Origin of the sequence: Streptomyces sp. NPDC059037, from assembly GCF_042740015.1 — a bacterium.
Classification (GTDB): domain Bacteria; phylum Actinomycetota; class Actinomycetes; order Streptomycetales; family Streptomycetaceae; genus Streptomyces.
Genome location: NZ_JBHYIG010000315.1, coordinates 1 through 10,983, shown reverse-complemented (window position 1 = coordinate 10,983; position 10,983 = coordinate 1). Strand labels below are relative to the sequence as shown.

Annotated in this window: 11 protein-coding genes; 7 read left to right on the top strand and 4 right to left on the bottom strand. The window is 73.8% G+C overall.

What is annotated here, in order from left to right; translation table 11 throughout:
• Positions 1-75: 75 nt before the first annotated feature.
• Positions 76-447, bottom strand: coding sequence for a CBS domain-containing protein (locus tag ACFWY6_RS39360; protein ID WP_384700876.1), 372 nt, complete (start codon positions 445-447; stop codon positions 76-78).
• 140 nt (positions 448-587) lie between these two features.
• Between ACFWY6_RS39360 and ACFWY6_RS39355 the strand changes: the two genes are divergently transcribed.
• Together ACFWY6_RS39355 and ACFWY6_RS39350 are read left to right on the top strand one after the other, a co-directional pair.
• Complete coding sequence (locus ACFWY6_RS39355; protein WP_384700873.1) at positions 588-764, top strand: hypothetical protein; 177 nt, start codon at positions 588-590, stop codon at positions 762-764.
• A 219-nt stretch (positions 765-983) separates the two neighbouring features.
• The gene (locus ACFWY6_RS39350; RefSeq protein WP_361827819.1) at positions 984-1,781 is read left to right on the top strand and encodes an RNA polymerase sigma factor SigF; all 798 of its coding nucleotides are present in this window, start codon (positions 984-986) and stop codon (positions 1,779-1,781) included.
• Between the two features lie 11 nt (positions 1,782-1,792).
• On the opposite strand, the gene ACFWY6_RS39345 is transcribed toward ACFWY6_RS39350, so the two are convergent.
• Positions 1,793-2,929: a PAS domain-containing protein gene (locus ACFWY6_RS39345; protein WP_384700870.1), complete on the bottom strand. Its 1,137-nt coding sequence runs from the start codon at positions 2,927-2,929 to the stop codon at positions 1,793-1,795.
• Positions 2,930-3,008: 79 nt separating this feature from the next.
• Between ACFWY6_RS39345 and ACFWY6_RS39340 the strand changes: the two genes are divergently transcribed.
• From ACFWY6_RS39340 to ACFWY6_RS39330, 3 genes are all read left to right on the top strand, one after another.
• Complete coding sequence (locus tag ACFWY6_RS39340) at positions 3,009-3,719, top strand: ANTAR domain-containing response regulator (protein ID WP_384700867.1); 711 nt, start codon at positions 3,009-3,011, stop codon at positions 3,717-3,719.
• A 446-nt stretch (positions 3,720-4,165) separates the two neighbouring features.
• Positions 4,166-5,413: an aminotransferase class I/II-fold pyridoxal phosphate-dependent enzyme gene (locus ACFWY6_RS39335; protein WP_384700864.1), complete on the top strand. Its 1,248-nt coding sequence runs from the start codon at positions 4,166-4,168 to the stop codon at positions 5,411-5,413.
• The gene (locus ACFWY6_RS39330) at positions 5,410-6,558 is read left to right on the top strand and encodes an MBL fold metallo-hydrolase (protein ID WP_384700862.1); all 1,149 of its coding nucleotides are present in this window, start codon (positions 5,410-5,412) and stop codon (positions 6,556-6,558) included. The genes ACFWY6_RS39335 and ACFWY6_RS39330 overlap by 4 nt, the downstream gene beginning before the upstream one ends.
• Before the next feature lie 138 nt (positions 6,559-6,696).
• Here the strand turns inward: ACFWY6_RS39330 and ACFWY6_RS39325 are convergent, their stop codons facing one another.
• The gene (locus ACFWY6_RS39325; protein WP_384700859.1) at positions 6,697-7,317 is read right to left on the bottom strand and encodes a DedA family protein; all 621 of its coding nucleotides are present in this window, start codon (positions 7,315-7,317) and stop codon (positions 6,697-6,699) included.
• Complete coding sequence (locus ACFWY6_RS39320; RefSeq protein ID WP_384700855.1) at positions 7,314-8,102, bottom strand: MBL fold metallo-hydrolase; 789 nt, start codon at positions 8,100-8,102, stop codon at positions 7,314-7,316. Before ACFWY6_RS39320 ends, ACFWY6_RS39325 begins: the two co-directional genes overlap by 4 nt.
• Positions 8,103-8,196: 94 nt before the next feature.
• On the opposite strand from ACFWY6_RS39320, the gene ACFWY6_RS39315 reads away from it, so the two are divergent.
• Both ACFWY6_RS39315 and ACFWY6_RS39310 read left to right on the top strand, forming a co-directional pair.
• Positions 8,197-8,619 (top strand): hypothetical protein, encoded by a 423-nt coding sequence (locus ACFWY6_RS39315; protein ID WP_360764296.1) that lies wholly within the window; start codon positions 8,197-8,199, stop codon positions 8,617-8,619.
• A 79-nt stretch (positions 8,620-8,698) separates the two neighbouring features.
• Positions 8,699-10,849: a phage holin family protein gene (locus tag ACFWY6_RS39310; protein ID WP_384700852.1), complete on the top strand. Its 2,151-nt coding sequence runs from the start codon at positions 8,699-8,701 to the stop codon at positions 10,847-10,849.
• Positions 10,850-10,983 lie beyond the last annotated feature (134 nt).

Genomic DNA, 10,983 nt, shown 5'->3' with positions numbered 1-10,983 from the left:
GTGCCGCGGGTCCGGTCGCTCCCCCCGTGCGACAGGACCCGCTTCCTCCCCGGCCGGGACCCCCGCCCGGCCGGGTCAGACCGCGGGCGCCAGATCGCCGAGGAACACCATCCCCACCGGCTGCCCGTCCTCCACGACCGGCAGCCTGCGCACGGCGATCTCGCGCATCAGGCGCACCGCCGCCGACACCGCGTCGTCCGGCGTGACCACCACCGGATTCGGCGTGCACACGGCGTGCGCGCTGACCGTGAGCGGATCGGCGCCGTCGGCGACGGCACGCAGCGCGATGTCGCGGTCGGTGAGCACACCGAGCACCTGGCCGTCCATGGCCACCAGGACATGCCCGATGTCCTGAGCGCGCATCACCTGCGCGGCTTCCACCAGCGAGGCGTCGGGGTGAACCGCCGCGACGCCCGGTGTCATGACGTCCCTGACGAAATCAGCCATGGCGAGCAGCCCTTCCCTGCGCGGATGCGTCGTTCCGCCCGCAGTACCCGCATCCGGCCGGTCCATTCGGGTTTGCCCGGCAGAAGTGGGGAGACCCGGCCGACGACACCCCCCACGGGCATGCAGGGAAAGAAGGAGTCATGGCGGTTCTCGCTGTGTTCATACCCGTGTTGATGCTGGGCATCGTCCTGGCCCTTGGCCGTTACGAGGAGTGGATGCTGCCGTCCGTCGAGAACGTCGGGACCGTCGGGACCGTCGGGAACGCCGCCGACACCGCCGACATCGCCGAGGCGGACGCCGTACGCCGTGCACTGTGACGCGGCCGGGGGCGGCGCCCACTCCCGCGGGGGGCGCCGCCCCTGACCGCCGGTGTGTTTGTCCCGCGTGGCGTGGGGCAGGCGAGAACCAACAGTGCTTCGGACCGGAGGCACGTCCGTGGGAGCGGCTCGCGCGCCCCGGGTGTGCCCCGACGCGGCTGCGCGCATCCCACGGTGACTCTTCAACCCAAGGCACCGACAAGGGAGTTGCGACGCATCATGCGATCCGACACACCGCTCGCGAAGGGCCACCCGCACGACGACGCCCCCGACACCGCGACCGCCTTCCGCAGGCTCACCGAACTGCCGCACGGCCCCGAACGCGACGCCCTGCGCGAGGAGTTGGTCAGCGCCTGGCTGCCCATGGCCGAGCGGCTCGCGGGACGGTTCCGCAACCGCGGCGAATCCCTCGACGACCTGCGCCAGGTCGCGGCCCTCGGCCTGGTCAAGGCCGTCGACCGGTACGACCCGGAGCGCGGCAGCGCCTTCGAGAGCTACGCCGTGCCGACCGTCACCGGTGAGATCAAGCGCCACTTCCGCGACCACATGTGGACCCTCCATGTGCCGCGCCGCGTACAGGACTTGCGCAACCGCGTGCGGTTCGCCCGGCAGGACCTGACGCAGACCGTCCCCGGACGCGCGCCGACCCTCGCCGAGATCGCCGAGCGGGCCCAGCTGTCCGAGGAGGACGCGGCCGCCGGACTCGAAGCGCTCGACAGCTTCACCGCGCTCTCCCTGGACGCCGAACTCCCGGGCAGCGAGGACGGATACGCGCTGCGGGACGTGCTCGGCGGACCCGACCCCGCCCTCGATGTCGTCGTCGACCGGGAGGCCGTCAAACCGCGCATCGCGGCGCTGCCGGAGCGCGAACGCGACATCCTCTACATGCGCTTCTTCGGCGACATGACGCAGAGCCGCATCGCGGAACGGCTCGGCATCTCCCAGATGCACGTCTCACGCCTGATCAGCCGCTGCTGCGACCGGCTTCGCGACCAGGTCATGCAGGACGCCGCCTGACCCGCGGGGTCTCAGCCGGGGCGCCGCAGGGCGAGCGCGATGTGACGTGACATCACATCGACGGCCTGCGCCTCGGCCATCGAGAAGGCGCGCCGCGCCCCGCTTCTGAAAAGCGTCAGGACGCCCTCCACCGGGCCGTCCGTGCGCGCGCTCAGCGGCACGCACAGCAGGGACGTCACCTGGGCGCGTACGAGGACGGGGGCGCCGGACGCGTCCCTGCCGAAGGCGTCCGGGTCCTCCGGGCGGACCTGCAGCACGGGCGCCCCGCCGCGCGCCGCCTCGACCACCAGGGGGCACGCGGCGGGCGCCTGCGCGAAGACGTCGTCGACCGGGGCGCCGTTCGGTCCGAGCACGGTCGTACGCCGCTGGTGCGCTGCCCCTTCGTCGGCGATCACCCAGTCGGCGAACCGCCCGTGCAGCACCCCGGCCGCCCGCTCCAGGACAGCCGCCCGGTCCCCGGCCGGGGCGGTCAGGAGCGTGGCCGTCATGGCGTCCGCGAGGTCGAGGAGCGCCGCGTGCCGGGTCGCCTCGCGCAGGTCGGGCACGGCGCCCTGCGGGCCCGCGTCCTGCGGGCGCCCGCCGCTCATCGGATGCGTCTGCGGCTGCAGCACCACAAGGACCGCCGTACGCGGCTCGGTCCCCGGCCGCAGCGCGGTGAGCGTCGCGCGGACCGGGGCGTGCGGCATCCGCTGGAGGTGGACGGTGAGGCTGCGGTCGCCCTCGCCGCGTGCGACCGCCGCCGTCTGCGAACGGAACGCGACGCGGTCGGCGTGCAGCAGGAAACCGGTGAGCGGCCTGCCGGTCGCGTAGCCCGCGCGTACGCCCGTGAAACCGGTCGCCGCGAAGTTGAGCCGCCGGACCACCGACTCCCGGTCGACCAGCGCGACGGGCAGCGGCAGCCGCTGGAAGATCGCCCTAAGCAGCCGCTGCTCGTCGCGGTCGGGGGAACGGCCGCCGCCGAGCTGCCCGTCGGCCGCGAGCCGTTCGTAGGCGGGGCGCAACCGCTCGGCCACATGGTCGAGTTCGAAGATCGCCGCGTCGAGCACCGTGCCGAGATCGCCCGCCGGGACGGAGCGGGCCGACTTCAACTCGGCGACGCGGCGTACGAAGTCCGCGAGCTCCTCGCCGAACTCCTCCGTCTGGGACATGCGTCGAACGTAGTGGCTGCGGCGGTTTTCCGGAGGGGCGTGCGGGCAGGCGAAAGGGGAGTCGGAGGAGGAATCCGCCATGTCCCTGCTGCCCGAACCGGAACTGGACGGGCCGGAATCCGCGCTGCCCGGGCGCAGGCTCTCGGAACTCGCCGAGCAGGCCGTGCGCTGTACGGCAGCCTGTTGCGGGGCGGGTGCGACGGTCGCCGACAGCGGTGGCGAGCAGCCCGGCGCGGTGACCCATCCCGACCTCGCAGGACTCGTCTCCGTCCAGTTGCGCTCCGGCGTGGGGCCCATACCGGCCGCGCGGGAACGCGGGGCTCCGGTGGACTCCGGTGACCTCTTGCGGGACGAGCGGTGGCCCGAGTATCGCGCCATGGCACTGGACTCCGGCGTACGCGCGAGTGTGACGCTGCCGTTCCAGCGCTCGGGGCTCACGGTGACCCTCACCCTGTTCAGCTTCCGCCCCGGCACGCTGGACGGCGCGCGGCACGGGCCCGTGCGGGCGCTGGGTGATCTGGCGACGGCGGGGCTTGTCCGCGACCGGCGGTACCGTGCGGCGCTGAGCGAGGTCGATCAGCTGGGGGAGGCGTTGCGGACGCGGCCGGTGGTGGATCAGGCCTGCGGCATCGTGATGCATGTGCTCGGCTGCGGGGCGGAGGAGGCCTTCGATGTCCTCCGCAGGGTCTCGCAGGGCTCGAATCGGCGGGTGGCGGAGGTGGCGGCGGGGCTTGTGCGGACGCGGGGGCGGGGGGTTGAGCGGGAGCTGGAGGGTCTGGCTGCGGGTTGAGTCTTCGTCTTTCGGCTGGGCCCCGGACGTTGCTCAAGCCCGCCGCTTTGCCTGGCAGCGCCTTCGCGGTCGTCGGCTGCGCGTGCGAATCAGGCCGCCGCTTCGCGGCGGATTCTTTCCCGCCCACCCGCCCGATTGCCCGGCAGCGGCCTCGGTCTGTCCACGCGTCGTTGTCGGCTGTGCCGCCGTACCGCCGCTTTGCGGCGAAAGGTTTCCCGCCCGCCCGCCCGATTGCCCGGCAGTTGCCCGCCCACCCGTCGGTAGCTTCTTCTTTCAGCCCGTCCGGCGTTTGAGGACGAACTCGCCGGAGGCGGTGATCTGCGGTCACCTCGCGGCCGGCGCAGCCGGAAAGGATTCGGGTAGGGGCGGGGTTGGGGAAAGGGAAAACTCACCCAGGCGGAGCCCACCGCCGGGCGAGGGGCGGCCCCGCGCGCTCTGATGGACGTATGCGGACGGAAGCCGAGGGACGTGGCCCGGTTCGGTACGGGCCGCCGCTGCCGGAGGCGGGGCTCCCCGTTCTGCCCGAACTCACCGCCGTGCTCACCGCAGCCGCAGACGACGCCCACGCCGAACCCCCCGGCGGCGGCCCCGCCCTCCGCGAAGCGGCAAGCGGCTACTGGGCCCGACGCGGCCTCGCCGCCGAGCGGGGCCACGTCGTCGCCGCCCCCGGCGCCCCGCCCCTCCTCCTCGCCCTGACCGCCGCACTCGGCCCCGGCGAGGTCCTGCTGCCCCGCCCCTGCTCCGCCTGGTGGGCCCCGCAGGCGCGGCTGCTCGGCCGCGCGGTCTACCACGTGCCGACGCCCGCCGAGTGCGGCGGCGTCCCCGACCCGTACGCCCTCCTGGAGACCGTCCGCCGTATCCGCGACGAAGGCGGCACCCCACGCCTCCTGGTCCTTTCCGTCGCCGACGACCCGACCGCCACCGTGCCGCCCCCGGAAGTGCTGCACGAGGCCGTGGAAGCGGCCGTGGACGAGGGCCTGCACATCGTCAGCGACGAGACCTGGCGCGACACCCTGCACCGCCCGCACGAGACCGTCCTCATCGGCCCCGCCGAGATGGCCCCCGACCGGGTGACCGTCCTGACCGACCTCTCGGGAGCGTTTCTGCCGCCGGCCCTGCCCGCCGCGGTCGCCCGGTTCCCCGCCACCGCGCGCGGCGCCGCGCTGCGTGCCCGCACCCTCGACGTCCTCACCGCGCTCGGCGCGTTCCTCGCGGCACCGGCCGCCGCGGCGGCGACGTACGCGATGGGCGAACCGGACGAAGTCTCCGAACGCCTCGCCCGCGCCAACCGCCTGCACGCGCGCGTCGCCGGCGCCGTACTGCACAGAGTGGTCGTCACGGGTGCGCTCGCCAGGCCTCCGCGGGCGGGGCGCCACCTCTACGTGGACCTCGGCCCGCTGCGTTCCGCCCTGACCGCCCGCGGCGTCGGCGACTCGCAGGACCTAGAGGACTTCCTCGGCGAACGGCTCGGCATGCCCGCACCCGGCGGCCACCGTTTCGGCGACGACCTCGGCGCGCTGCGGGTACGCCTGTCCACCGGTCCGCTGCTCGGTTCAACCCGGCAGGAGCGCATGGCGTCCCTCACCACACCGGACGCGCTGGAATTGCCGCATGTGGAACGGGCGTTGAGCATGTTCGGGTCGGCCTTCGACGATCTCCGCGCGGCAACACGGCGAATGGAGCCTCCTCGGTGACGCAACAGACGCAGCAGGCAGAGCAGACGCAGCAGGCAGAGCAGTCAGACCAGGCAGAGCAGACGCAGCGGGCAGGGCAGGCAGAGCACGGCGCAGTACGGGTCACACAGAAGACGTGGCCCGCGGACGGGGGCCACGCCCTCCCCCTCCCCGCCCCCGGCCCCCTCGCCCCGCCGCGCACCCCCGGCGGGGCGCGTCTGTGGCCGAAGTCGTTCGCGGACCGGCTGACCGCGCCGCTGCCGGGGCTGCGGGCCCTGGCCCGGTTCGCCCGTGAGGGCTCGCTGCGGCCCACCCCCGAAGGCCTCGCCGACATCCAGCGGCTGCCCTTCGAACCGGGGCCGCTGCCCCGCGTCGACACCCGTACCGTCGCCGTCACCTGGGTGGGGCACGCCAGTTGGGTCATCCGGATCGGCGGGCTCACCGTCCTCACGGACCCCGTCTGGTCCCGCAAGATCCTGGGCACGCCCGCCCGTGTCACGCCCGCGGGCGTGGCCTGGAGCGCGCTGCCGCGCGTCGACGCGGTCGTCATCAGCCACAACCACTACGACCACCTGGACGCCCCGACCCTCGCCCGGCTGCCCAGGGACACCCCGGTGTTCGTGCCCGCCGGGCTCGGCCGCTGGTTCACCCGCCGCCGCTTCAGCCAGGTCACCGAGCTCGACTGGTGGGAGGCCGCCGAACTGGCCGGGGTGCGCTTCGACTTCGTACCCGCGCACCACTGGTCCAAGCGGAGCCTCGTCGACACCTGTCGCACCCTCTGGGGCGGCTGGGTGCTCACCGACGCCGAAGGGCAGCGGATCTACTTCGCGGGCGACACCGGGTACGGGCACTGGTTCGAGCGGATCGGCGCGCGGTATCCCGGCATCGACCTCGCGCTCCTTCCGATCGGCGCGTACCACCCGCGGTGGTGGCTCAAGGACGTCCACTGCGATCCGGAGGAGGCGGTGCTGGCCGCGGCCGAGGTCGGCGCGCGGCGGCTTGCGCCGATGCACTGGGGGACGTTTCTGCTGTCCGGTGAGCCGGTGCTTGAGCCGCTGACGCGGGTGCGTGACGCCTGGGAGGCGGCCGGGATGGATCGAGCGGATCTGTGGGATCTGGCGGTGGGGGCGTCCCGTGTGCTTGATCGGGACGACCCCCGGTCTTAGTTGAGGGTTCGTCTGCTGGTGCGTCGTGGCTGGTCGCGCAGTTCCCCGCGCCCCTTACGGGGCCGGGGTGTGTCGGGGCATGTCGCGCCCACGCGGCGGAGCCGCAGTTGTCACAGCCCCGCGCCCCTTACGGGGCGCTCAAGCCGTCGAACGGTGCCGCATCCTCCTCCACAGCCCCGGCGCCACGCTGATCAGCACCGTCAGACCCACCGCCACCGCCACGCCCTGCCACGGCTCCTCGAAGAGCGAGCCGCCGAGAATGCCGATCAGCTGGTACGTCAGGGCCCAGGCCAGGCAGGCGGGCACGTCGCCGCGGGCGAACTCGCGCAGCGGCATCTTCGCCATCAGGCACGCCAGCATCACCGGGATCCGTCCCGCCGGGACGAGCCGGGACAGGACGAGGACCAGCACGCCGTGGGTCGCGAGCTTGGCCTGCGCCTGTTCTAGGCGGTCCTCGGGCGCGCGGTCGCGGATCGCCGCGAGCCAGCGCGAACCGTTCTTCGACCGCATGCCCCGCTGACCGAGCCAGTACAGGGCGAGGTCCCCGAGGAACGCGGCGAGCGCCGAGACCCCGAACACCATGAGCAGCGCGAACGGCGCCGTCTGGTGGAAGGCCACCACGGCGGCCGAGCTGACCAGGGCTCCCGTGGGCACCACCGGCACCAGCGCGCCGAGCACGATGAGCAGGAACAGGGACGGATAGCCCACCGCCTGCTGCGTCGACTCCGGCGGCACCTGGGCCGCCTGCGCGAGGATCACTGGGGCTCCCCCTTGGTGACCTCGGGCCGCACGCTCTCGCCGTGGCCGAGCCGGTGCACCGCCACCTCGGGTGCGAGCCGCGCCGCATGGCGCACGAACTCCTCGCCCGGCGCGTGGAATTCATGCGGGCGCACCGCGTCCATGCCGATCGGCCAGTACGTTCCGTAGTGCACCGGCACCGCGCTGCGCGGGGCGATCCTGGACAGCGCCACGGCGGCGCGCGCCGCGTCCAGATGGCCGTGGCCCAGATGCGGTCCCCAGCCGCCGACGGGCAGCAGCGCCACGTCGACGTCCCCCACCTCGCCGGCCATCGCGTCGAACAGGCCGGTGTCGCCGGCGAAGTACGTCCGCGACTCACCGCCCACCACGAACCCGAGCGCGGGCGCACGGTGCGGTCCGACGGGCAGCCGCCGCCCGTCGTGCAGCGCGGACACCACGCGGACGACGAGATCGCCGACCCGCACCTCGTCGCCGGGCACGACCTCGACGAGACGCAGGTGGGAGAGCCTGCGGGAGAGTCCGGGCACCGCACCGGGGGCGCCGCGCGGCAGCAGTACGCGGGTGCCGGGCGCGATGCTCGCGAGCGAGGGCAGATGCAGATGGTCGGCGTGCAGATGGGAGACGAGCACCGCGTCGGCGACGGCCGCTTCGGGGGGCGGCAGCGCGCCCCTGCGGCGGCGCAGATGGGCGAGGCGGCGGGCGAACAGCGGGTCCGTCAGCACCCGCAGGCCCGAGTCCTCGATCGTGCAGGTGGCGTGACCCCACCAGGTGATCTCCACCGGCACTCCGGTTCCTCCTCCGCGCGACTGTTTACGAGCCTACGGCCAGGAGTAGGGTCTTCGGCTGACGACAACTGACGACAGAGGTGAGGGGGACGCGATGGGAGACACGGCAGACGTGGGCGGGATGCGGGTCACGTCGATCGCGAGCCTGACGCCTCTGGAGGAGCTGGATGTCGACCCCTTCCTGGTGGACTCCCGCAGCCAGCACGCGATGTGCGCGCGGTGGGCAGCGGCCCGCGGGTACGTCGTCACCCGCGAACTCGTCGTCCGGGGCCTGCCCGCCGACCACGCCGTCCTGTGGGCCGACATCGACGCGGGCCTCGTGGACCTCTTCGTCGTGCCAAGCCGCCGCGTCCTGGACCTCGCGCTGCGTTCCGCCGACGAGTTCACCGCGGAGTGCGGGCGGCGCGGGGTGCGGATCGAGACCGCGGGCCTCGCGGAGCCGGCGTACGACGCGGTGATGAAGGCGTGTGTCCACCGGCGGTTGTCCATGCCCACCGCGGGGTACGACGGCCGTTGACCTCGCTGGTTCGGCCTGCGGTCGGCGCCGTATGACACGCTGGTGTCCGGTTCTGTCATGAAACGTGAGGCGGCGCGGCGTGGGGCGAGGGCGATGGCGGGCGGTCGGGAGTGCGGTGTGGCGGTCCGTCGCCGTATGGATCGTCAGTACGCTCACCATGCTCGCCCTGGCCGGGATCCTGCCCGACTTCCAGCTGCAGTCCGCGGACGGTGACAGCGCCACCCGCATCGCCGTCACCGCGGCCCTCGGCGCCGGTGCCTTCGGTCTGCTCTCCGCGCTGGTGTGGCCCCTCCTCGTGCGGGCGCTGCTCCTCGTCCCCGCCCTGGTGCTGGGTCTGCTCGCCTTCTTCCTCAACGGTTCACTGCTGCTCCTCGCCCTGCGGCTGATCCCGGACGGCCGCGGTGAGGCCGACCCCGAGACCGCCGTGGTCGTCGCCGCCGTGATGTCCGCCGTCGCCTCCGCCACCGGAGGTGCGCTCGCCGTCCGTGACGACGACGCCTACCGCAGGCGCCTCTACCGGCTCGCCGACCGCCGTCGCCACCGCGTCGTCGAGGGCCTCGCCGGGCCCATGTCGCCCGGCACCGTCTTCCTCCAGCTCGACGGCGTCGGCCACGACGTCCTGCGTGACGCCGTGGAGAAGGGGCTCATGCCGACCGTCGCCGGCTGGCTCGGGCGGGACGGCGGGCGGGCGAGCCACCGGCTCACCCCCTGGCGCACCGACTGGTCGAGCCAGACAGGCGCAAGCCAGCTCGGCATCCTGCACGGCTCCAACGAAGACGTCCCCGCCTTCCGCTGGTACGAGAAGGACACGGGCGAGGTGATGGTCTCCAACCGCCCCGCCTCTGCCGCGGAACTGCAGCGCCGCGCCATCGAGCGCACCGGCGACGGCGGCCTGCTCACCGTGGACGGCGCGAGCCGCGGCAATCTCTTCAGCGGCGGAGCCGAGCAGCTCGCGCTCGTGCTCTCCATCGCCGCCAGGCGCGGCAAGGAGAACCGCTCACGCTCCGGGTACTTCGCCTATTTCTCGGACCCCGCCAACGCGGTCCGCACCGCGCTCTCCTTCATCGCCGAGGTCTTCCGCGAGATCGGCCAGTCGACCGCCGCCGTGCTCAAGATGCGCCGCCCGCGCGTGAGCCGGGGCGGGCTCTACCCCTTCATCCGGGCCTTCGCGACCGTCGTCGAGCGTGACGTCGTGGTCGCCGCCGTCATAGGGGACATGCTCGCCGGGCGCAGCTCGGTCTACGCCGACCTCGTCGCGTACGACGAAGTGGCCCATCACTCCGGGCCCGTCAGCGGCGACGCGGAGAAGGTCCTGCAGCGCCTCGACCGGTCCATCGCGCTGATCGCCAAGGTCGCCGAACACGCCCCGCGCGCCTACCGCATCGTGCTCCTGTCCGACCACGGCCAGAGCCCCGGCGAGACCTTCCACGCCCGCTACGGCCTCACCCTCGGCGCCCTGGTCAGGGCGGGCTGCGGGCTTCCCGTGCCGCGCAGGGCGCAGCGCACCCACAGCGGCGCCGAGGCCCGCGCGGCGGTGCGCGCCGCGCTGCGCCGCCCCGTCGAGGAGGGCGCCGGCGAGCACCTGCCAGCCCGCCGCGCCGAGCCCATCGTGCTCGCCTCCGGCAACCTCGGCCTGGTCTCCTTCCCCGACGTCCCGCACCGCATGACCCGCGAGGAGATCGACCTGCGCCACCCGGCGCTCCTGCCGACCCTCGCCAACCACCCGGGCGTCGGCTTCGTCCTCGTACGCAGTCAGGAGCGCGGCCCGGTCGTCCTGGGCGCGCGCGGCAGCGAGGTGTACCTCGACGAGGAGCCGGGCGACCTCGGGCCGCTCGCCGACTTCGGGCCCGGTGCCGCCGACGCCGTGCGCCGCACCGACGGCTTCCCGCACACCGCCGACATCATGGTCAACTCCTGGTACGACCCCCAGGAGGGCGAAGTGCTCGCGTTCGAGGAGCAGATCGGCTCGCACGGCGGGCTCGGCGGCACCCAGGGCCACCCCTTCCTGCTCTCGCCGCTCAGCCTGTCCGCGCCCCTGGAGGACGGCCGTGAACTCGTCGGGGCGGAGCAGGTCCACGACGTACTGCGACGCTGGCTCGGAGAGTCCCTGGGACCGGAGATTCCGCTGGTGGGAGGGGGTGCGGGGGTCCCGGACGATTCCTCGCGCGGGGGCCCCGGCGGCACAGCTTTTGCGGTCACCGATGGTTCCGTGCAGGACAAAACACACTGATTTTGAGCGCATCGCGTCGTGCCCGACCATGGGCTCGCGCCCCGCCCGGCCCCCGGCCCCCCCCCCCCGCTGGGGCCCCCCCCCACCCCCCCCCCCCCACGCGACCCCCCCCGCGCCCCGCCCCCCCCCCCCAA

Coding starts and splice junctions, on each gene's coding strand:
- ACFWY6_RS39360 (WP_384700876.1), bottom strand. CDS start 447: ATGGCTGATTTCGTCAGGGACGTCATGACACCGGGCGTCGCGGCGGTT.
- ACFWY6_RS39355 (WP_384700873.1), top strand. CDS start 588: ATGGCGGTTCTCGCTGTGTTCATACCCGTGTTGATGCTGGGCATCGTC.
- ACFWY6_RS39350 (WP_361827819.1), top strand. CDS start 984: ATGCGATCCGACACACCGCTCGCGAAGGGCCACCCGCACGACGACGCC.
- ACFWY6_RS39345 (WP_384700870.1), bottom strand. CDS start 2,929: ATGTCCCAGACGGAGGAGTTCGGCGAGGAGCTCGCGGACTTCGTACGC.
- ACFWY6_RS39340 (WP_384700867.1), top strand. CDS start 3,009: ATGTCCCTGCTGCCCGAACCGGAACTGGACGGGCCGGAATCCGCGCTG.
- ACFWY6_RS39335 (WP_384700864.1), top strand. CDS start 4,166: ATGCGGACGGAAGCCGAGGGACGTGGCCCGGTTCGGTACGGGCCGCCG.
- ACFWY6_RS39315 (WP_360764296.1), top strand. CDS start 8,197: ATGGGAGACACGGCAGACGTGGGCGGGATGCGGGTCACGTCGATCGCG.